This window comes from Shewanella alkalitolerans (genome assembly GCF_019457575.1).
GTDB lineage: Bacteria > Pseudomonadota > Gammaproteobacteria > Enterobacterales > Shewanellaceae > Shewanella > Shewanella loihica.
Genome location: NZ_CP080422.1, coordinates 1708031 through 1728331, shown reverse-complemented (window position 1 = coordinate 1728331; position 20301 = coordinate 1708031). Strand labels below are relative to the sequence as shown.

16 protein-coding genes and 7 tRNA genes are annotated in these 20301 nt (G+C 52.5%); 4 read left to right on the top strand and 19 right to left on the bottom strand.

Translation table 11 applies throughout. The features are described 5' to 3' along the window. Nucleotides 1-286: 286 nt before the first annotated feature. The 3 genes from catB to K0J45_RS07795 form a co-directional block, all read right to left on the bottom strand. Nucleotides 287-913 (bottom strand): type B chloramphenicol O-acetyltransferase, encoded by a 627-nt coding sequence (gene catB / locus K0J45_RS07805; protein WP_220044880.1) that lies wholly within the window; start codon nucleotides 911-913, stop codon nucleotides 287-289. Nucleotides 914-1001: 88 nt separating this feature from the next. Then, nucleotides 1002-1613 carry a fumarylacetoacetate hydrolase family protein gene (locus K0J45_RS07800; protein ID WP_220044879.1) on the bottom strand — a complete coding sequence of 204 codons (612 nt, stop codon included), beginning with the start codon at nucleotides 1611-1613 and terminating at the stop codon, nucleotides 1002-1004. Between the two features lie 33 nt (nucleotides 1614-1646). Next, a complete protein-coding gene (locus K0J45_RS07795) occupies nucleotides 1647-5069 on the bottom strand; it encodes a hybrid sensor histidine kinase/response regulator (RefSeq protein WP_220044878.1) in 3423 nt (1140 codons plus the stop codon). Between the two features lie 178 nt (nucleotides 5070-5247). Here K0J45_RS07795 and acs point away from each other — a divergent pair, with 178 nt between their 5' ends. From acs to K0J45_RS07780, 3 genes are all read left to right on the top strand, one after another. Continuing rightward, nucleotides 5248-7200, top strand: coding sequence for an acetate--CoA ligase (gene acs / locus K0J45_RS07790; RefSeq protein ID WP_220044877.1), 1953 nt, complete (start codon nucleotides 5248-5250; stop codon nucleotides 7198-7200). Nucleotides 7201-7317: 117 nt separating this feature from the next. Further along, a complete protein-coding gene (gene radD, locus K0J45_RS07785) occupies nucleotides 7318-9063 on the top strand; it encodes a DNA repair helicase RadD (protein ID WP_491572540.1) in 1746 nt (581 codons plus the stop codon). A gap of 65 nt (nucleotides 9064-9128) precedes the next feature. After that, a complete protein-coding gene (locus tag K0J45_RS07780) occupies nucleotides 9129-9386 on the top strand; it encodes a GrxA family glutaredoxin (RefSeq protein WP_011865330.1) in 258 nt (85 codons plus the stop codon). 53 nt (nucleotides 9387-9439) lie between these two features. Here K0J45_RS07780 and K0J45_RS07775 read toward each other — a convergent pair whose 3' ends face one another. Beyond that, on the bottom strand, nucleotides 9440-10582 hold the full coding sequence (locus K0J45_RS07775; RefSeq protein WP_220044875.1) for a DcaP family trimeric outer membrane transporter: 1143 nt from the start codon (nucleotides 10580-10582) through the stop codon (nucleotides 9440-9442). A gap of 628 nt (nucleotides 10583-11210) precedes the next feature. On the opposite strand from K0J45_RS07775, the gene K0J45_RS19760 reads away from it, so the two are divergent. Continuing rightward, nucleotides 11211-11339: a hypothetical protein gene (locus K0J45_RS19760; RefSeq protein WP_258406605.1), complete on the top strand. Its 129-nt coding sequence runs from the start codon at nucleotides 11211-11213 to the stop codon at nucleotides 11337-11339. 183 nt (nucleotides 11340-11522) lie between these two features. On the opposite strand, the gene K0J45_RS07770 is transcribed toward K0J45_RS19760, so the two are convergent. The 15 genes from K0J45_RS07770 to K0J45_RS07700 form a co-directional block, all read right to left on the bottom strand. Then, nucleotides 11523-11598, bottom strand: a tRNA-Lys gene (locus K0J45_RS07770). A gap of 265 nt (nucleotides 11599-11863) precedes the next feature. Next, nucleotides 11864-11939 (bottom strand) — tRNA-Lys (locus K0J45_RS07765). A gap of 39 nt (nucleotides 11940-11978) precedes the next feature. Further along, nucleotides 11979-12054 (bottom strand) — tRNA-Lys (locus K0J45_RS07760). Nucleotides 12055-12092: 38 nt separating this feature from the next. Then, nucleotides 12093-12168, bottom strand: a tRNA-Lys gene (locus K0J45_RS07755). Nucleotides 12169-12206: 38 nt separating this feature from the next. Continuing rightward, nucleotides 12207-12282, bottom strand: a tRNA-Lys gene (locus tag K0J45_RS07750). Between the two features lie 38 nt (nucleotides 12283-12320). Next, nucleotides 12321-12396: transfer RNA gene (locus tag K0J45_RS07745), tRNA-Lys, on the bottom strand. 39 nt (nucleotides 12397-12435) lie between these two features. Continuing rightward, nucleotides 12436-12511 (bottom strand) — tRNA-Lys (locus tag K0J45_RS07740). 159 nt (nucleotides 12512-12670) lie between these two features. Further along, complete coding sequence (gene ybgF / locus K0J45_RS07735; protein ID WP_220044874.1) at nucleotides 12671-13393, bottom strand: tol-pal system protein YbgF; 723 nt, start codon at nucleotides 13391-13393, stop codon at nucleotides 12671-12673. Between the two features lie 19 nt (nucleotides 13394-13412). Continuing rightward, nucleotides 13413-13955 (bottom strand): peptidoglycan-associated lipoprotein Pal, encoded by a 543-nt coding sequence (pal, locus tag K0J45_RS07730; protein WP_011865327.1) that lies wholly within the window; start codon nucleotides 13953-13955, stop codon nucleotides 13413-13415. A 34-nt stretch (nucleotides 13956-13989) separates the two neighbouring features. Continuing rightward, nucleotides 13990-15315, bottom strand: coding sequence for a Tol-Pal system beta propeller repeat protein TolB (tolB, locus tag K0J45_RS07725; protein WP_220044873.1), 1326 nt, complete (start codon nucleotides 15313-15315; stop codon nucleotides 13990-13992). Between the two features lie 9 nt (nucleotides 15316-15324). Next, complete coding sequence (gene tolA / locus K0J45_RS07720) at nucleotides 15325-16260, bottom strand: cell envelope integrity protein TolA (RefSeq protein WP_220044872.1); 936 nt, start codon at nucleotides 16258-16260, stop codon at nucleotides 15325-15327. A gap of 3 nt (nucleotides 16261-16263) precedes the next feature. Continuing rightward, nucleotides 16264-16698 (bottom strand): protein TolR, encoded by a 435-nt coding sequence (gene tolR / locus K0J45_RS07715; protein ID WP_220044871.1) that lies wholly within the window; start codon nucleotides 16696-16698, stop codon nucleotides 16264-16266. Continuing rightward, the gene (tolQ, locus tag K0J45_RS07710) at nucleotides 16698-17387 is read right to left on the bottom strand and encodes a protein TolQ (RefSeq protein ID WP_011865323.1); all 690 of its coding nucleotides are present in this window, start codon (nucleotides 17385-17387) and stop codon (nucleotides 16698-16700) included. Before tolQ ends, tolR begins: the two co-directional genes overlap by 1 nt. Further along, nucleotides 17377-17775 carry a tol-pal system-associated acyl-CoA thioesterase gene (gene ybgC, locus K0J45_RS07705; protein WP_220044870.1) on the bottom strand — a complete coding sequence of 133 codons (399 nt, stop codon included), beginning with the start codon at nucleotides 17773-17775 and terminating at the stop codon, nucleotides 17377-17379. The genes tolQ and ybgC overlap by 11 nt, the downstream gene beginning before the upstream one ends. A 158-nt stretch (nucleotides 17776-17933) precedes the next feature. Then, on the bottom strand, nucleotides 17934-20087 hold the full coding sequence (locus K0J45_RS07700; protein WP_220044869.1) for a prolyl oligopeptidase family serine peptidase: 2154 nt from the start codon (nucleotides 20085-20087) through the stop codon (nucleotides 17934-17936). Between the last annotated feature and the right edge of the window lie 214 nt (nucleotides 20088-20301).

The window sequence follows — 20301 nt, the reverse complement described above, 5'->3', positions numbered from 1 at the left end:
GTTGCGCCGCCATGATGCGGCTTTGTTTTATATTTTTTACAACACGTTTGATATTCGAGTATACCTGGGTGCAATGTCAGGTCAACTAGTTCAAGAGGTGCGCGCACGTAAAAAACCAAGCTAAGAAAACAGAGAGTAAGAAAACAGAGAGTAAGAAAACAGGGCGTAAGAAAGCAGGGAGTAAGAAATGGGCGTTACAGCTAGAGAGTAAAAATGATTATTTATATGAATTTAAGGGTAAATATAAAATCAGATACGCGCCGCTGACTGCGGCGCGCTGCAGACGTTAACGGGCCTGCTGCCAATAGGCGTAAAGGCCGGCAATATCCTTGCTACAGAGCAGATGCATCGCCGCTCTCACCTTGTCATCACTCCAGTGCCACCATTGCATCTCCATTAACATGGCTATCTCTCCATCCGAAAAACGATAGCGGATCAATTTCGCTGGGTTGGCGCCTACTATGGCGTAGGCTGGCACATCTTTGGTCACCACGGCGCGACTCGCAATAACGGCGCCATCCCCCACCGTGACTCCAGGCATGATCATCGCTTCAGATCCTATCCAGACATCGTTGCCTATCAGGGTATCACCGGCGCGGACAAACCCATCCTGGGCGCCCGAGAAGCTATCACCCTGTTGATAGAAAAAGGGAAAGCTACTGACCCAGTCTGTTCTATGGCCCTGATTACCCGCCATCATAAACACGGCGCCAGAGCCAATGGAACAGTAGTTGCCTATGATAAGTCGGTCGACATCGTCCCTATCGGGCGCCAAGTAGCGGGCGCAGTCATCGAAGCTGTGTTGATGATAATAGCCCGAATAGTAGCTATGCTCGCCCACGATAATATTGGGATTAGTGACCTGCTCCTTTAGCGATTGGCCGGCAAAAGGGCTATCAAAATAATTTTTCATCTTAAAACCTGTTGTTACTTGTCCTCATACCTTCCCAAGCTGGCGTGCATTCGAGTGTTCCAGAAGCTGGCACTAGGGCATTTGCACTTTACTGTGCCACCCAGCTTTGGCTGACAAGCTGCTTTTCCCCTTGATAGAGCTCCAGGGTAAAGTGCTCACCCTTAACTATCTGCCCCACGCCCTTGGGTGTGCCTGTCATCAGGATATCGCCATCTTCGAGAGTCATGAAACTGGCTATCTCGGCTAACATGGCCTCGGGTCGATTAAGCATCAATGCGACATCCCCCTGCTGGCGCAGTTCACCGTCGACGATCAGGCGAAACGAGAGCGAGTCGAGATCGCCATCAAAAGGCACAAACTCGCTAAACAGCGCGGCGCCATCGAAAGACTTGGCCCGCTCCCAGGGTAGCCCCTTGGCCTTGAGACGGCTCTGTAGCTGACGTTTGGTGAGATCTAAGCCGACGCCCACAGCCTCAAAGCGGCCCTCCTTCACAAGGAAACAGAGCTCGGCCTCATAGTGTAGCGGCTCTTGATCTGTGCTGAGTAACGTCTCGGATATTGCCGAGTTAGGCTTAACAAACAGCACCATCTCTTCGGGCATCTCGTTGTTAAGCTCCTTGATGTGCTCGACATAGTTTCGCCCGACGCAGACTATCTTACTCGGCGTCACCTGTTGCTCTAGATATTTAACCAAGCGCAATCTTCACTCCTTTACTTTTGATATAGAGAATTCTTACTTTACTAAACTGGATATCAGCGCTCGCAGCGCCGCGGGTTTAACCATCTTGGCCATGTAGTGATAGCCGCGCTGCTGCACATCTTCCACCAAGTCTTTACGGGTATTGGCGGTGATCAAGATCCCCGGCAGATGAGCGCCATAGAGGGCACGGATCCCGTCCATGGCATCGACGCCATTTTGGCCATGATCCAGATGGTAGTCAGCCAGCACGATATCGGGTGCCACCCCCTTGAGCCCGAGCTTGATGCGGGCATCGGCCAGATCGCTGGCGCAGATCACCTCACACTGCCAGCGGCTGAGCAGGCTCTCGAGTCCAGCCAGGATCGCCTCTTCGTTATCGATACAGAGTACCTTCACCCCAGCCAGCGGTTGCATAACAGGATTGGCCTTCTTAGGCAGGGCTACCTTAGCCTTCTCCCCAAGCGGCACTGTGATGGAAAACATGGAGCCCAACCCTAGCTTGGAGACCACCTTAATGTCATGGCCCAGCACACGGGCGATGCGATCGGCAATGGCTAGCCCTAAGCCTAAACCGCTAACGCTCTTACTCTCAGGGTTTTCAAGGCGCTTGAACTCCTTGAAGATCTCACCGAGCTCTTGCTCGTCGATGCCGCAACCTGTATCGATCACCTGGATCTCCAGCGCCCCGGCGCGGTGACGACAACCCAGCAGTACCCGGTTGCCCTTGGCATACCGATAGGCGTTGGTGAGAAAGTTCTGCAGCACCCGCCTGAGCAGGCTGAGATCTGAACTGATAATACTTGAGCTGGCCACCATGGAAAACTTGATGCCGTAATCCTTGGCCATGGCATCGAACTCCACCGCTAAGCCTTCCAGTAGCTCAGCCACCGAGAAGTCGCGGCGATTAACCTCTACCATTCCGGAATCCAGCTTAGAGATATCCAGTAGATCCGTCAGCAGCTCGCCGGCGATCTTGAGTGAGCTATTGACGTGGGAGAGCGTAGTGCGCCCCTCCTGATCCAGATTCGGATATTGTGCCAGGGACGCCGTAAACAGACGGGCGGCATTAAGTGGCTGCATCAGGTCGTGGCCGACGGCGGCCAGGAAACGGCTCTTGGAGGCGTTGGCTATCTCCTCCTGGGCCTTGGCCTCAAGTAGCTGGCTGTTGAGCAGCGCCAACTCATAGGTACGCTCCTTCACTCTGGCTTCCAGGGTTTCATTGACCTCCTGCAGTGCTCTGGCCTGCTCGCGGTACTGAGTAATATCAGTAAAGGTCATCACAAAACCACCACTGGGCATAGGATTACCCTGGATCTTGATCACCTTGCCATCCTGACGCTCACGCTCTGACACATGTGGGGTGCCGTTACGCATATGCTGCACCCGCTTGGCCACCTGCTCCTCCACATCCCCGGGGCCGCAGTAGCCGCGCTCGGCATTGAAACGCACCACATCGGCGATGGGCATGCCCGCCTGCAGGAAATCTTCCGGGTAATCGTAGAGCTCCACATACTTGTAGTTCCAGGCCACCAGATTCAGTTCCTTGTCCACCACGCTCATCCCCTCATAGGCGTGCTCTATGGCGCCCCTGAGCATATCCTGGCTGAGGATGATCTTTGATGAGGCCTCATCAACCAGGCTGAACACCTCATCCAGAGCGAGGTCACGCCCCTGCAGCACAGAGTCCATCACCAAGGAGGCGCTGGAGCCCCCCAGGACGCCGGCCAACATATGTTCGGTGTGGGCGATCAATTCCGGCGAGGCCACCTTGTGCCAGCTGTCGCTGCGCACCGCCTCATCGGAGAAGCGGGAGAAACTCTCGTAGGCCCGGGTGGGACTGACGAAGCGGCTGGCCAGGATCAAGAGATCCTGCTGAGAGATGGGCGATGCCTTGCGGCTACTGGTGTTTTTCAGCTCGCCCGGGGTCACGAAGGCGCTGGCCTGGATGCGCTCGGCAACCCCGGCGCGAAACCAGATAGAGCCCAGCACATAACAGGCAAGGTTTGCCAGCAACGCGGTGAGAATGTCACGAATGTTGGGGTTGATACTGTCAAGCAGTGCCAGCTCGCCGCCGAATACTCCCTCACTGTCGCTCATCCCCTGCACCAGTATGTAACACCAGAGGCCGAAGCCGACGATAAGCCCCAGATAAACCCCGCCGCGATTGCCGTGCTTCCAGTACATACCACCAATCAGCGCAGGCGCGAGCTGGGCAAAGGCGCCGAAGGAGAGCATGCCCAGCGCCGAGAGCGAATCGCTGTTCATGAAGGAGAGGTAACTGAAATAACCCAACCCCAAGATAAGGACTATGGCGATGCGACGGGCATTGAGCAGGAACTGCGAAAACTGGCTGAAGTTCTTCTGACGGATCTTGCCCGAGTGCAACATCAGAGGCACCAGCCACTCGTTACTCACCATGACGCTGATGGTCACCACGGCAACGATCACCATGCCGGTGGCCGCCGACAGCGTTCCAAGCAGGGCGACAACCGCCAGCATGGGCTGATCCAGCGCCAACGGAAGATTAATCACATAGGTATCGGCCGACACGCTATCCCCTAGCATCAGCTTACCCGCCAGGGCGAGCGGCGCCACAAACATGCCAAACAGGATCAAATAGAGGGGAAACAGGTACTTGGCCTTAACTAAGGTTCGCTCATCCTTGCACTCCACCATCATCACGTGAAACTGGCGCGGCATGCAGAGAAACGCCGCCATGCCCACCAACAGCTGAGGCATCAGATTTTCCAGCCGCAGCTCGGGATTATTGATCAGCTGACGCTCTGTGGCCTGGGCCCAGATATCGCCGAAGCCATCGAAGAAGCCAAAGCTGATCACGCAGCCCACCAAGAGGAAGGCCGCCAGTTTCACCAATGACTCGAAGGCGATCGCCAGCATCATACCTGGGTTATGCTCTGTGGCATCGAGCTTACGGGTACCAAATAAGATGGCAAACATCGCCAGGATGCCGGTGACAATCAGCGAGACCCAGGCGCCATCGTATTGGGCGTCTTCGGGCTGAAACAGGTTGAGGCTGAACACCATGGCCTTAAGCTGCAAAGCGATATAGGGCATGATGCCAAACAGGGCGATCAGGGTAACGATGGCGGCTATGGTCTGTGACTTGCCGTAACGGGCGGCGATAAAGTCGGCCACAGAGGTGATGTTTTGCGCCTTGGAGACGATCACCATCTTGCGCAGCAGACCGAAGCCGAAGGTAAAGATGAGTATGGGTCCGACGAAGATAGGCAGGAAGGACCAGAGATCTTGCGCCGACTGACCAACTGTGCCGAGAAAGCTCCAAGAAGAACAGTAAACCGCTAAACTTAAACCATAAATCCATGTCTGTATCTTCTTGGTGATCCGCCCAAACCAGCGCTCCGCTCCCCAGGCCAACAGGAAGAGTAGCGACACGTATAACAGGGCGATCACGCCGACAACCAGAGTCAGATTCATAGCAATTCCAATTCTTTTAATTATTCTGCGCTAAATACTAGCTTAAATCTCGTGCAAATATAATCACAACAGACTAAAAATAAAGGATATTTTTTTACTAGACCAAGGTCTAATAGAGGTAAATAGCCTAAGCATTCCATACTTTATCTACGCACAATTAGAAATAAAAGGAAGTCAGATGAGCACCCAGTCTCTCTACAAAGTTCCAAGCGAAATCGCGGCGAATGCCCATATTAATGACGAGAAATATAAGAAGATGTATCAGGAATCTGTGGTTAACCCCGAAGGTTTCTGGAGAGAGCATGGCCAGCGCATCGATTGGATGAAGCCTTTTACTAAGGTCAAGAAAACCTCCTTCGACGATCACAACCTGTCGATCAACTGGTTCTATGACGGCACCCTAAACGCCTCGGTCAACTGTCTCGATAGACACCTGGCCGACAACGCCGACAAGCTGGCCATCATCTGGGAAGGTGATGACGCGGCCGATCAACGCACCCTCACCTATGGTGAACTCCATAAAGAGGTGTGTAAGTTTGCCAATGCCCTACGCAGCCAAGGCGTGCGTCGTGGTGACGTGGTCACCGTATACATGCCAATGGTGCCCGAGGCTGCCGTGGTCATGCTGGCCTGTGCCCGCATCGGCGCCATCCACTCTGTGGTGTTCGGCGGCTTCTCGCCTGACTCTATCGCTTCACGGGTGATCGATGGCAAGTCCAAAGTCGTGATCACCGCCGACGAAGGCGTGCGCGGTGGCCGTACAATCCCGCTGAAAGCCAACATAGATGAGGCCCTGTCTCACCCAGACGTCACCTGTGTCGAGAAGGTGATTGTGCTTGAGCGTACCGGCAACCCAGTCAATTGGGTTGAGGGACGCGACATCAAGTGGGCGTCGCTGATGGAGACCGCCTCAGAGCATTGCGTGGCCGAAGAGATGGGCGCCGAAGATCCCCTCTTCCTGCTCTATACCTCTGGCTCTACCGGTAACCCTAAGGGTGTGCTGCACACCACGGGTGGCTACCTGGTCTATGCCTCGATGACTCACGAATATGTGTTTGATTATAAAGAGGGTGAGATCTACTGGTGTACCGCCGATGTGGGTTGGATCACCGGCCACTCCTACATGGTCTATGGCCCGCTGGCTAACGGCGCGACCATATTGATCCACGAAGGTATCCCTAACTACCCAACGCCAGCCCGTCTGGGTGAGATGATCGACCGTCATAAGGTCAACATCCTCTACACGGCGCCGACGCTGATCCGTGCCCTGATGGCCGAAGGCAAGGAGCAGTTCGATGGCTTTGATGGCAGCTCGCTGCGCATCATGGGTTCTGTGGGTGAACCTATTAACCCAGAGGCCTGGCGCTGGTACCACGAGGTGATCGGCCATGAGAACTGCCCTATCGTCGATACCTGGTGGCAAACCGAAACCGGTGGCATCCTGATCTCGCCACTGCCGGGCGCCACAGATACTAAGCCAGGCTCGGCCACTCGCCCCTTCTTCGGCGTGCAGCCAGCCCTGGTGGACAACATGGGTAACATCATAGATGGCGCCGCCGAGGGTAACCTGGTGATCCTCGACTCCTGGCCAGGACAGATGCGCACCGTATATGGCGACCATGACAGATTTGCGCTGACCTACTTCAAGACCTTCCGTGGCATGTACTTTACCGGAGACGGTGCTCGCCGCGATGAAGATGGCTACTACTGGATCACTGGCCGTGTCGATGACGTGATCAATGTATCGGGCCACCGCCTGGGTACCGCAGAGGTCGAGAGCGCCCTGGTGGCTCACGAGCATGTCGCCGAGGCCGCCGTGGTGGGCTACCCTCACGACATCAAGGGCCAAGGCATCTATGCCTATGTCACCCTGACCAAGGGCACTCAGGAGAGCGAAGAGCTGCGTCAGGAGCTGCGTCAATGGGTCAGAAAAGAGATTGGCGCCCTGGCGACGCCGGATCTGATCCAGTGGGCCGGCGGTCTGCCTAAGACACGCTCGGGTAAGATCATGCGCCGTTTCCTGCGTAAGATCGCCGCCAACGAAGTGACTAACTTAGGTGATGCGTCGACCCTCGCCGATCCAGCGGTGATCGACACCCTGATCGAGACGCGTCTCAACCGCAGCGAATAACCTTTTTGCTGAATTAGATTCTCTCTTCTAGCCCCTCTTCGAGGGGCTTTTTTTATATCTCCCCTAGCCGCTACCAAGCTGCGCTGCTATCCTGACTGCCCCAATCACAGACCATCAATTGCCTTGCAACTCAGAGATTATCAACGCCAAGCCGTCGATGCGGCCATCAACCACTTTAAGCGCAGCGATGACTCCGCCCTACTCGTGCTCCCGACCGGGGCCGGCAAGAGTATCGTCATCGCAGAGCTTGCCCGCATCGCCAAGGGGCGCACCTTGGTGCTTACCCACGTCAAGGAGCTGGTGGCGCAAAACGCCGAGAAGGTTGGATTACTAACCGATGAGGCCAGTATCTTTTCCGCAGGGCTGAAACAGAAATCGACCCGCAACAAGACGGTGGTGGCCAGCATTCAATCGGCGGTGCGTAACCCCAAGCAGTTTGATGAGCCCTATTCGCTGGTGATCATCGATGAGTGTCACCGGGTCTCCAATGAGAAAGAGAGCCAGTATCAGCAGCTGCTTAGTCATCTAAGAACCCAGAATCCGAAACTCAGGCTGCTGGGCCTGACGGCAACCCCCTATCGATTGGGCTGCGGTTGGATCTATCGCTATCACTACCATGGCAAGATTGGTAATACCGAGCAGCCGGTGTTCGAGCACTGTATCTTCGAGTTGCCGATGCGCCCGCTCATTAAACAGGGGTTTCTCACGCCACCCAAGGTACTTGATGGCCTGTCGGCCCAATATGATTTCAGCGAGCTCTCACCCAATGCAAGTGGCGAATACAATGAGGCCGAAGTCGACTCCCTGCTGCATCACGCGGGCCGCGCCACCAAGGCGATAGTGGAGCAGATAAAACAGCTCACCAACACCCGCGCCGGCACTATCATCTTCGCGGCGACCGTGCGTCATGCCAAAGAGATCATGTCGCTGCTGGACAGCCCCAAGGCGGGGCTAATCACCGCAGACACACCTAGCCAGGAGCGCGATGCCATTATCGATGCCTTCAAACGTCGCGAGCTCAGCTACCTGGTCAATGTTGCCGTTCTCACCACAGGCTTCGACGCCCCCCATGTGGATCTTATCGCCATCTTGAGGCCCACGGCTTCAGTGAGTCTGTTCCAGCAGATGGTCGGCCGGGGCTTGAGGATCTGCGAAGGCAAGCGGGATTGCTTAGTGATCGACTACGCCGCCAACGGCTTTGACCTCTTCTTTCCCGAAGTTGGCCGTCCCAAACCCGACAGCAAGAGCGTGCCGGTGCAGGTCCCCTGCCCCGAGTGTGGCTTTGCCAACATTTTCTGGGGGCTGGTAGACGGTGATGGCGATATTATCGAGCACTTCGGACGACGCTGTCAGGCCGTGGTCGATAATATCGACGGTAAGCACCAATGCAACTTTCGATTTCGCTCCAAGGCCTGCCCAAATTGCGGCGAAGAGAATGATATTGCCGCCAAGGTGTGCCAGCATTGTCAGTCAACGCTTATAGACCCGGACAAGCGTCTTAAAGAGGTGCTACAACAGAAACATCATCACCTTTTCCGCTGCCAGGAGATGCTGTTTGAGGCCGACAACGACAGGCTCAGGGTGCGTTACCTGGATATTGAGGGCAACGATTTCTGCTGTTACTTCAATTTTGCCACCAAGGCGCAGATCCGCGCCTTCTATGGCGTCTTTGTGCATCAACACACACGTACACCAGGCCAGAAACAACCCACCTTTAGCAAGGTCGACCAGGTGATCGCCGCGCGGGGCCATTTTCGTATGCCGGATCTGCTGCTCCTCAAGAAGGGCAAACGCAGCTGGGAACTTGTCGAGCGTTTCTTCGACTATCGGGGCCGATTCGATAGCCAGCATAAGTTTGTATGATCTGTCATATGCAAACCCAGCCGGCCTATGGTATAAAGTCACCAACATTTACTTCTGGAGCGAATATGTTTGTTGTAATTTTCGGCCGTCCAGGCTGCCCATACTGCGTTAGAGCCGTTCAACTGTCAGAGCAATTGGTTGAATCTCGTGATGATTTCAAATTCAAGTATGTCGATATTCATGCAGAGGGTATCACTAAGGCCGATCTGGAAAAGACGGTAGGCAAGCCAGTTGAAACCGTGCCACAGATCTTCATCGATCAAGAGCATATCGGTGGCTGCACCGAATTTGAACAATATGTTCGCGACAACAATTTGCTGTAATTAAGGCAAAGAAAAAGGAGGCTAAGCCTCCTTTTTTATGTTCAGTTCGCGCCCTAGAGCACATATTTCACCGAGAACATCACGCGATTCAACTCGCCCTTGTCCCCATTTTGTTTGGTGTTCTCAGCATACATATATTCCACCCCAACCGTCATAGGCTTGACTGGCGAATAGAGCAGGTTAATGTAGCCAGAGTAAGACTCTTCGTTCACCGCACCACCGGTCAAGGCCACATCGTTATCCGCCTTAAAACCTGACAGGGTAAAGCTTGAACGCCATTTATCGTTCCACCAATGGCGATAAGAGGCAAAGCCGCCGTAAGAACTGATGGTCTTGATGTCGCCATCGGCGTCTAACACACCGGCATTGGCATAGTTAAGCGCCATGTAACGCCCTAAGCCATCACCGGCAGTCGCCGATAGTGTAAGATCATCATCACCGACAGGGATCACCCCGGTAAAGTTCACGCCATAGCCCATGGTCTGAGAGTCTATACCGTTCTTCTCAAGATTAAGTTGACGCGCAATACCTGCCAGCGTGAACTTTGCACCGCCTTGGGTCTTGAAGTTATAACGCGCCACGAAATCTGGCACTATGCCGCTACCGCTGGTGATACGTGAACCACCGCCATTAGGAGTTATCGTAGTTTCAGGATTTTCCAAGGCAAACTGGAAGCCGCCATTGGTGTATCTGACCTGCGTTTGGCGCACGAAAGGCGTACCGTCGGCCGCCCCTACAAAATCGAGGTTCTCAGGCAAAGAGCCTGGATTCATGAAGGTACTCCAGGTCTGACCCACGGTCCAGTTGTCGTAACTCACGAATGCATGACGAATACGAGGAGAGTAGCTGTTCGATACCCTCTCGTTGCCGTCTGTATGGGTCATGAAGTCCAACTCGATAAAACCAGTCAGCTTGTGACCGTCGAGATCTGTCGTCGTCTTAAAATTAAAGCGAGACTCTCTCGCTTGGAAATCTACGACTTGTTTGCCATTGCCCGGCGTACCATAAATGGTACCTGGAACATAAAACTGGCGAGAAAGATTGCCTGAGTCCGGTGCACCATTGCTGTAGTCACTGAACATGACATCGGCCTTTACATAGCCACCAAACTTGAACTCTGTCTCGGCCATAGCGGCACTGGAACCTAGCGCCAGTAAGGTCGACGCAGCCAGCAAAGACACTTTTGCGTTTTTCATCTGTCCTCTCCCTTTTTCATTATTATCGCAACGAATATGACGGAGTTAACAAACAAGTAACATTAGCAAAACGTCTATAAGACCAAGGTCTAAAAGCCATGGCTAATATGCGAGAAATAGCTAGTGAATTAGTCTAGGTTTGGCAAATGCAATCTAATCAACAAACCTAAATCTAAATTATGAGGCAAAATCAGGCGGCTAATGCATAGCGACTTAGCACCAGATCAGAAACATATAAAATTAGAAATGAGAGAGAAAAGATCAATATTTAAATAGCTTAGGAATTGAATAACTTATTAATTGAACCACTTCAGATTGAATAGCAAGAGGAATACTAGGTAGTGAAGGAATTAAATATCAAGGGAGTGGTGGGTCGTGACGGATTCGAACCTTCGACCAATGTGGAGTTAAAAAGTAAAGCCAACTGCCTCTCTGCTTTAAAAGCATCGACTGACCTAACAACTTTCTAAATCCCTATCATGATTTAACCACCCAGAAAAAGTGATGGATCGCTAAGGATTCAAGCCTTAACCCCAAATAGAGGTAAAAAATAAAGTCAGCTGGCTGAATTCTAATCTCGAAGAACTAGATTCTGCTCAGTTAAAACTATATCAAATAGGAAAATGCAGTGAAGGAATTAAATGGCAAGAAAGTGGTGGGTCGTGAAGGATTCGAACCTTCGACCAATGTGGAGTTAAAAAGTAAAGCCAACTGCCTCTTCGCTTTAAAAGCATCGACTGAGCTAACAACTTTCTAAATCCCTATCATGATTTAACCACCCAGAAAAAGTGGTGGATCGCTAAGGATTCAAGTCTTAAATCAACATAGAGGTAAAAAGTAAAGTCAATTGACTGAATTCTAATCTCGAAGAACTAAAATCTACTCAGTTAAAACTATATCAAATAGGAAAATGCAGTGAAGGAATTAAATGGCAAGAGAGTGGTGGGTCGTGAAGGATTCGAACCTTCGACCAATTGGTTAAAAGCCAACTGCTCTACCGACTGAGCTAACGACCCATATTATTGATACTGATGAAGCTTAACCTTGTATCAGAGGTTAAAAGCCAACTGCCCTTTCTCTAAAAATAGCGACTGAGCTAACGACCCATCTTAGGATGCCTAACTGTTTAACCACTGTCAGAAAAGTGGTGGGTCGTGAAGGATTCGAACCTTCGACCAATGTGGAGTTAAAAAGTAAAGCCAACTGCCTCTTTGCTTTAAAAGCATCGACTGAGCTAACAACTTTCCAAATCCTTCTCTTAATTTAACCACCTAGATAAAGTGGTGGGTCGTGAAGGATTCGAACCTTCGACCAATTGGTTAAAAGCCAACTGCTCTACCGACTGAGCTAACGACCCATCTTAGGATGCCTAACTGTTTAACCACTGCTAGAGAAGTGGTGGGTCGTGAAGGATTCGAACCTTCGACCAATTGGTTAAAAGCCAACTGCTCTACCGACTGAGCTAACGACCCATCTTGGATGCCTAACTGTTTAACCACTGTCAGAAAAGTGGTGGGTCGTGAAGGATTCGAACCTTCGACCAATTGGTTAAAAGCCAACTGCTCTACCGACTGAGCTAACGACCCATCTTAGATGCCTAACTGTTTAACCACTGCTAGAAAAGTGGTGGGTCGTGAAGGATTCGAACCTTCGACCAATTGGTTAAAAGCCAACTGCTCTACCGACTGAGCTAACGACCCATCTTAGGTGCCTAACTGTTTAACCACTGTCAGAAAAGTGGTGGGTCGTGAAGGATTCGAACCTTCGACCAATTGGTTAAAAGCCAACTGCTCTACCGACTGAGCTAACGACCCATCTTAGGATGCCTAACTGTTTAACCACTGTCAGAAAAGTGGTGGGTCGTGAAGGATTCGAACCTTCGACCAATTGGTTAAAAGCCAACTGCTCTACCGACTGAGCTAACGACCCATTTCCAACTAAATCTCTTTGATTTAGCGCCCAAACGACTACGTCGCTTCGAGGGCGCCTATAATACCTTTTTCATCTTCTCATGCAAGTGCAAATTCCCCATTTTTTTTTGTTTGCATGAAAAACAGACTAAGAGTATGTTTTTTGGTTAAATAGAGATTAAAGCCCCACCATCTGCTGTTTGGCGATACGCGCCGCAGCGCTATTGGCATATTCGCTAACGACTTGCTGGTAGTAACGTTTCGCGGCGGCGTTATCGTTACGCTTCTGGGCGATCATGCCAAGTTTAACCAAACTATCACCACGCTTATTCGACTCTTTAAACTGGTTCACTACAGTATTAAAGGCCTTGCCCGCCTCGGCAAGCTCACCCTTGTTATAGAGTAGCTGACCTAACCAATAGTTAGCATTCGCCGCATAGGTCGAATTGGGGTATTGCGCGATAAACTCACGAAACGCCGGGATCGCCTCGTCGTACTGACGCTCTTTCAGCACCAGATTAACCGCGCGCTCATAGCTGGCGGTTTCTCCCAGAGAGGAGGTCTCTGAACTGGTCGCCGCAGGGGTTGCGGCCACAGGTGTCGACTTAGCCTTACTCAGGTTAGCGATATCGTCATAGAGCTGGCGCTGACGCTGCAGCATCTGATTAATCTGATAGCTTTGCTGCTCAGTCAGGCCGCGCAGGTCAAGTACCTCCTGTTGGAGGGTGTCAAGGCGCTGCTGCATCTCAAACTCGGCCGCTTGTTTGGCCTTTATGATACGCTCAAGGCGCGCAACTCTATCTTCGGAGGAACCACCGGCAACATCCTCAACGGGCGCAGGCGCCGCTACTGCGACGCCAACACTCATCAGAATTGCCGCGGTAACAACGGCAGTCTTCATAGTTAACCCTATCTAACGCTTAGTAAACCAATACCGCACGACGGTTCTTAGCAAAGCCATCATCGGTACGAGAGAAATCTTGTGGCTTCTCTTCACCATAACTCACTATGCTCATCTGGCTCGGTAGCACACCCATGCTTTGCAGGTACTTGGCAACGGCCTTAGCACGGCGCTCACCCAGCGCGATGTTGTACTCTGGCGTACCACGCTCATCGGCATGGCCTTCAATCATCACGCGAACATTTGGATGCTCGAGCAGATATTCACCATGGGCATTAAGCACTTCTGAGAAATCAGAGGATACCGAGCTGCGGTCGAAATCGAAGTAGATGATATGTTCCTTACGCAGTTCCTGGTACTTAATGCGTTGCTGCTCTTCTGGTGTCAGGATAGGTGCTACACCGCCCGTCTCAACCCCACCACCGGCATTCATTTCGCTGCTTTCGCTGCCGCTCATAGAGCTTGTCGCATCTGTTTGTGACTCAGAGGTTGAGCTACACGCGCTGATCGCCATAATCGGCAGGGCAACAACCATAGCTTTAAACAGCTTATTCAGATCCATTTTGTAATCCTTAATCTTGTTCTCAGTAGTAAATTTATAAGAAAGGTGACCAAGCAGGAGACTTCACTTCCCCTTGACCCACTGGCAATCTTGCCTTAAATCGTCCATCCATAGAGACAGCCGCCAACACCTGTTGGCCCTGATAGGTGGTGCCATAGATAACCATAGTACCGTTAGGCGCTATACTTGGCGACTCATCCAAACGTGTGGTGGTCAGCACCTGCATAAAACGCGTCTCAAGATCCATGCGGGCAATATTGAACTTGCCGTTGGTGCGATTCACAAACACCATGCTGCGACCATCTGGCGAGATAGAGCCGCCCAGGTTCCATTCCCCCTCGAAGGTCAAGCGTGTAACCTTACCCGATGCCAATGCCACCTGATAAATCTGCGGACGACCACCACGCTCTGAGGTGAAGATCAGCGATTTACCGTCGGGTGTCCAAGAGGCCTCGGTGTCGATAGCATAATGGTTGGTAACGCGTTTTATCGCCTTGGTGGCAATATCCGCCACATAGATCTCAGGCTGACCATCTTTCGACAGGGTTAGCGCTAACTTCTTGCCATCGGGCGAGAAAGAAGGCGCACCATTGATCCCAGGAAAGCTGGTCACCTTGGTTCTTTGCTGAGTATAGATATCCTGAACAAAAACCTCGGCCTGTTTGTTCTCAAAACTCACATAGGCCAAGCGGCGACCATCTGGAGACCAGGCCGGCGACATCAGCGGCTCGGGTGAGCGCAGCAGCATCTGCTCGTTATAGCCATCGTAGTCGGCAATCATCAACTTGTAGGGTGACTTCGCCTTGTGATCCACCACCACGTAGGCGATGCGGGTCAAGAAGGCACCGCGAATACCGGTAAGCTTCTCATAGACGATGTCGCTGATTCTGTGGCCATACTGCCTGAACTGGGCGCTGCTGATCACTGTCTCGCGACTATCGAGCAGGTATTCACTGGCCGATTGAGGGCCGCCAGACTGCATCTGCGCCTTAACCAGATCGATAAGCTCGAAATTAACTAGGTACTGGTCTGGGCCATAGGGCTTAACCGTGCCCATGACCACAGCCTCGGCGGCCACATTCGACCAGGCCTTCAAATCCATCTGCGCCAGCGAGCCTAAATTGCGCTGCGGCAGACCCAACTCGTCCATCGGCTTAAAGGTGCCGCTGCGGGTCAGATCCGACATCACCACGTCAGAGATCTGTTGCGGCATGGGTGTGCTCCCCTGCCACACAAAAGGCACCACGGCGATAGGACGCGCCGCATCGACCCCTTCGGTGATCACTATATCCAGCGCCGCCTTGGCCGGAATGGTTAAAAATGCCAGCCCCAAGATGAGCCATCTTCCCAAGTTTTTCATGGAACTCCTTTAATTAAACTCCGGTTGTACGGTGAGATTAATCTCTTTTAGCTTGTTGTAAACATCGGCCTCGGGCGAAACAGGCAAACGCCCGGCCTTGTTGATCGCCGCCTTAGTGGCGCGGCACACCACAGGATCACCAGACACTATCTCGTTGCCGGTCACAAAGCCATCTTTAGCCAGACGAATAAAGACGCGGCAGCTCTTGCCTCGCATCGACTCATCCACCACCAGATGGCGCTGAATCGTGGCGCGGATCATCGAGGTATAACGCTGCACCTCACTCATCACCTGCTTGTTGCGAGTCTGGGACAGCGCGGCCTGCTCGGCGGCTAAGGCCTCTTGCATCATACGTTCCTGCTCGCGGCGCGCGGCCTCTTCCGCCTTACGTTTCGCCTCGGCTTCTTCCTTACGCTTACGCTCTTCGGCGGCCTTCTTGGCAGCAGCCTCTTCAGCCTTACGCTTGGCTTCGGCTTTGGCTGCGGCTTCTTCGGCAGCCTTGCGCTCGGCCTCTTTCTGTTTACGCTGGGCCTCGGCCTTCTCGGCCTTCTCCTTCTCCTGCTGCTCTTTGAGCTTGGCAGCCTTTGCAGCCTTGGCCGCATTTTGCGTCTCTAGCTCTTTCTGCTTGCGCTCCTGTTCAAGCTTTTTGATGCGCTCCTGCTCACGTTCGCGGGCCTGGCGAGCCTCTTTGGCCTTACGATCCAGTTCCTCCTGACGCGCCTTCTCCTTGCGCTCGGCGGCTAGCTTCTCGGCTTTTAGCTTCTCAACCTGTTCGTTAACCCGCTTTTGATCCACCACCACAGCCTGCACCGCCGGCGCACTGGCCTGAGGCACCACCTTGGGCTTCTCACTAAAATCGACGCCCATGGCCAAAACAACTATCACGCCAACATGAATGCTGGCTGAAATGATGAGTGGAACGGTAAATTCTGATTTCCCTGCCACCTGCTACTCCTCAGGCGAATCTGTCATCAGGCCTACCGAAGGTACGCCTGCTTTTTGTAACGTCACCATCAACTGGATCACCCGCTCATAGGGAATGCTTCTGTCGGCCTTAACCACCACAGGGCGCTCAGGCTCCAGCTGCACTATGGCGCTGACTCTGACCGCGATCTCTTCGAGATCCAACACCTCTTTGCTGCTGGCGCTGCCAATATCCAGGTAATAATCGCCGTCGGCATCGATAGAGGCCACCACGGGCGGCTTACTGTCGGCAGGCAGGCTTTCGGCCTTCCCTTGGGGCAGATCCACCTTTACGCCCTGGGTCACGATAGGCGCGGTCACCATGAAGATGATGAGCAGTACCAACATCACGTCGATATAAGGGACAACGTTGATCTCGGCAACCGGACGACGCCTCTTGCGTTGATAACCCTGCTGCATTAGCCGACTTCCTTCTCACTGTAGGCCTGACGATGCAGGATGCTAGAGAACTCTTCCATGAAGTTGGCGTATGACATCTCTATCTTCTCCACCTGAGTCGAGAAGCGGTTGTAGGCGATTACCGCAGGGATCGCCGCAAACAGGCCCATGGCCGTAGCGATAAGTGCCTCGGCGATACCCGGGGCCACCATGGCAAGTGTCGCGTTTTCAACGGCGCCCAACGCGATGAAGGAGTTCATGATCCCCCACACAGTACCAAACAGACCGATATAAGGGCTGGTCGAGCCGATAGTTGCCAGCAATGGCAGATGGGTCTCCAGCTTCTCAAGCTCTCTGGAGAGCGAGACGCGCATGGCGCGATAACAGCCGTCCATCACGGCGGCAGGCACCTTGCCGTTAAGGTTACTCAGGCGGGCATACTCTTTAAAGCCGGCGTAAAACATCGCCTCTAAGCCGGTATTGCTCTCTTGTCTGGCAGAGAGTTCCTTATAGAGCTTATTGAGATCGACACCGGACCAAAATTTGTCTTCAAACTTGAGCGAACGCTGACGAGCCGAGGTCAGCAGGCGTCTACGTTGAATAATCACCGCCCAAGACACCACGGACAATGCCAGCAGCGTCAACATGACGAATTTAACTAATAGACTGGCCTGTAAAAACAGCCCGATAAAAGAGATATCAGCTTCCACCCTTTAACTCCTGAACAATATGATGGGGAATGGCTTTTGGCCGCATGCGCGATAATGCCACACAGGCCACCTGAATGTGCGCTTCACAATAGAGGGTTCCGTCTTGATCCAATAGAAGCTGACGGAACACCATAGAGGCCTTCTTCATCTCTATGACCTCAGACTCGACAAAAAGGTCCTGCTCGAAGCGTGCGGCCACCTTAAAATCGATATCGGCATGCTTAACCACGAAGGCAATATCGTCGGCCAGTAGCTGCGTCTGTTTCACCCCTATCTGTTTTAACCACTCGGTGCGGGCACGCTCAAAGAAATTGAGGTAGTTAGAGTGATACACCACTCCACCGGCATCGGTATCTTCGTAATAAACGGATATAGGCCAACGAAACATAGCTAGAAACGGCTCAACATTCAGATTAAATAGAGGCCTACTATACCGAGTGCCCAGGCAATTGTGAATGCTTGACGCCCCTGTTGCCGGGACTAACTGCATAAAATTTTGTTAATAAAAAAGGGAAGTTATTCACTTCCCTTTTTAGGTTGGTTTACTTAACCGCCTATCTTGCTCGGCACCGCAAGGCCGAAGCTATGCATTAAGAAACTGTAAATGTCGGCAAATTCATCAATCTTCATCGCCGTCGGCTTACCGGCGCCATGACCAGCCTTTGACTCGATTCGCATGATGATAGGTGCATCTCCCGTCTGTCTGTCCTGCAGCAAGGCGCCAAACTTGAAGCTATGAAGCGGCACCACACGATCGTCATGATCCGCCGTCATCACCATAGTCGCCGGGTAATCTCGCTCACTAATGTTGTGATAAGGCGAGTAGGCCAATAGCGCAGGGAACTGCTCGGCATTGTCGGCGCTGCCATATTCGCTGGTCCAGGCCCAGCCGATGGTGAACTTATGGAAACGCAGCATATCCAGCACGCCTACCGCAGGCAGAATGGCGGCGAACAGGTCTGGACGCTGAGTCACTGCTGCGCCCATCAGCAGACCACCGTTACTGCGACCATAGGCACCTAGCTTGCTGCGATTGGTGTACTTGTTATCGATCAGATACTCGGCCGCGGCAAAATAATCATCGAACACGTTCTGCTTCTTATCGAACATGCCCGCCTGGTGCCAGCTCTCGCCATATTCTGCACCGCCGCGCAGGTTTGGCACTGCGTATACGCCGCCCATATCCATCCAGGCGATGTTAGCCGGGCTGAATCTTGGCGTCAGCGAGATAGAGAATCCACCGTAGGCATACAAGAGGGTTGGGTTTTCACCGTTAAGGGTCAATCCCTTCTTGTAGGAGATCATCATAGGTACACGGGTGCCATCCTTACTGGTGTAGAACACCTGCTCAGAGGCATAGTTGTCCGGATTAAAGGCGACCTTAGGCTTAGCGTACAGGCTAGACTGACCCGTCTTAAAGTCAAACTTATAGGTAGTCTGTGGCTGCACATAGCTGTTGAAGGTGTAATAGAAGTAATCCTTGCTGCGCTTACCATATGGACCGGCAATCTTGCCCTTACCCGGTAGGTCGATATCCTGGCGCTTCACGCCATTCATGCTGAAGATAGTGAGCTTGCCAAGCACGTCGTGCAGGTAGCTGACCACCAGGTGATCGTTGATGATGGCCACGCTGGCGATAGGGTCGCTCGACTCAGGAACCACCGTCTTCCAGTTTGCCTTGGCTGGACGATTCACATCCACCGCCACTATCTTGCCATTTGGCGCATCGAGATCTGTCTTGAAGTAGAAGACAGATTTGTCGTTACCCAGGAAGCTGTACTCGGCCTCAAGCTCGCTGATTAGCTCGACCACTGGTGCATTGGCATCGATCAGTGACTTATAGAAGAAACGGTTACGGCTATCTGTGCCCTGCGAAATGGAGATCAACAGATAATCCCCCGCTTCCGATACCTCGGCGCCGAAGCCCCAATCTTTATTCTGTGGACGCTCGTAGATCAGCTTGTCTTGAGACTGATCTGTGCCCAGCTGGTGATAGTAGACCTTCTGGTTAAAGTTAACGTCGGCCAGCAAGTTACCGCCTTCGGGCGCGTCATAACGAGAATAGTAGACACCTTTATTGTCTTTGCTCCACTCGGCGCTGGAGAACTTAATCCAGTTGAGCTCATCGCCTAGCTTGGCCCCGGTCGCCACGTCCACAAACTGCCACTGCTGCCAGTCTGAGCCCGACTTAGAAACGCCATAGGCGATGATCTTACCGTCGCCGCTGACAGAGACGCCGCTCAGGGCGACTGTGCCGTCGGTAGAGAAACTGTTAGGGTCGAGGGCGACCTTCTCTTCACCGGCTTTATTCTTCACATAGAGGACTGATTGCGCCTGCAGACCATCGTTGCGGTAATAGAAGGTGTTGTCACCACGCTCGTTAGGGGCTGTGACCTTCTCGAAGTTCCACAGCTCTGTGATACGATCGACGATCGCCTGCTTGTTTTCCAGCTGCGCCAGAAAATCATGGCCAGCCTCTTGTTGCTGCTTCACCCAGGCATGGGTCGCGTCACTCTCTTCCTCTAGATAACGGTAAGGGTCGGCAACCTGTACGCCGTGAATTGTTTCGACCACGCCCTGGGGCTGAACCGCTGCCTGCGCCGCTGCCGTTTCATTGGCATGGTACTGGCAACCCATGAGTGTTAAACCTAATCCGGCAAGCAAAAGGGTTTGCTTGGATAAAATCGTCTTAAGAGCCATCTGTAGCCGTCCTGGATATCTCGTTATTATTAATGGTAAACCTGTGAGCTAGCGCCCAATAACCTCGTACTATACAAGTAAAAAAAAACCGTGCAATGGCTACAAATAAACGAATCCGGCATTTGCGAAATTGACTTGTTAATAAAAAAACAACATGGATGAATTATATAAATCGTGAAATTATGCAGCAATTTTGCGTAATCAAGCGCAAATA

Excerpts from the sequence above, each read along its gene's own strand:
- ybgF (WP_220044874.1), bottom strand. The coding sequence starts at position 13,393 with ATGAAGACTGCCGTTGTTACCGCGGCAATTCTGATGAGTGTTGGCGTC.
- ybgC (WP_220044870.1), bottom strand. The coding sequence starts at position 17,775 with ATGTTTCGTTGGCCTATATCCGTTTATTACGAAGATACCGATGCCGGT.
- K0J45_RS07700 (WP_220044869.1), bottom strand. The coding sequence starts at position 20,087 with ATGGCTCTTAAGACGATTTTATCCAAGCAAACCCTTTTGCTTGCCGGA.
- K0J45_RS07795 (WP_220044878.1), bottom strand. The coding sequence starts at position 5,069 with ATGAATCTGACTCTGGTTGTCGGCGTGATCGCCCTGTTATACGTGTCG.
- K0J45_RS07780 (WP_011865330.1), top strand. The coding sequence starts at position 9,129 with ATGTTTGTTGTAATTTTCGGCCGTCCAGGCTGCCCATACTGCGTTAGA.
- tolB (WP_220044873.1), bottom strand. The coding sequence starts at position 15,315 with ATGAAAAACTTGGGAAGATGGCTCATCTTGGGGCTGGCATTTTTAACC.
- pal (WP_011865327.1), bottom strand. The coding sequence starts at position 13,955 with ATGGATCTGAATAAGCTGTTTAAAGCTATGGTTGTTGCCCTGCCGATT.
- K0J45_RS07775 (WP_220044875.1), bottom strand. The coding sequence starts at position 10,582 with ATGAAAAACGCAAAAGTGTCTTTGCTGGCTGCGTCGACCTTACTGGCG.
- catB (WP_220044880.1), bottom strand. The coding sequence starts at position 913 with ATGAAAAATTATTTTGATAGCCCTTTTGCCGGCCAATCGCTAAAGGAG.
- acs (WP_220044877.1), top strand. The coding sequence starts at position 5,248 with ATGAGCACCCAGTCTCTCTACAAAGTTCCAAGCGAAATCGCGGCGAAT.
- tolR (WP_220044871.1), bottom strand. The coding sequence starts at position 16,698 with ATGCAGCAGGGTTATCAACGCAAGAGGCGTCGTCCGGTTGCCGAGATC.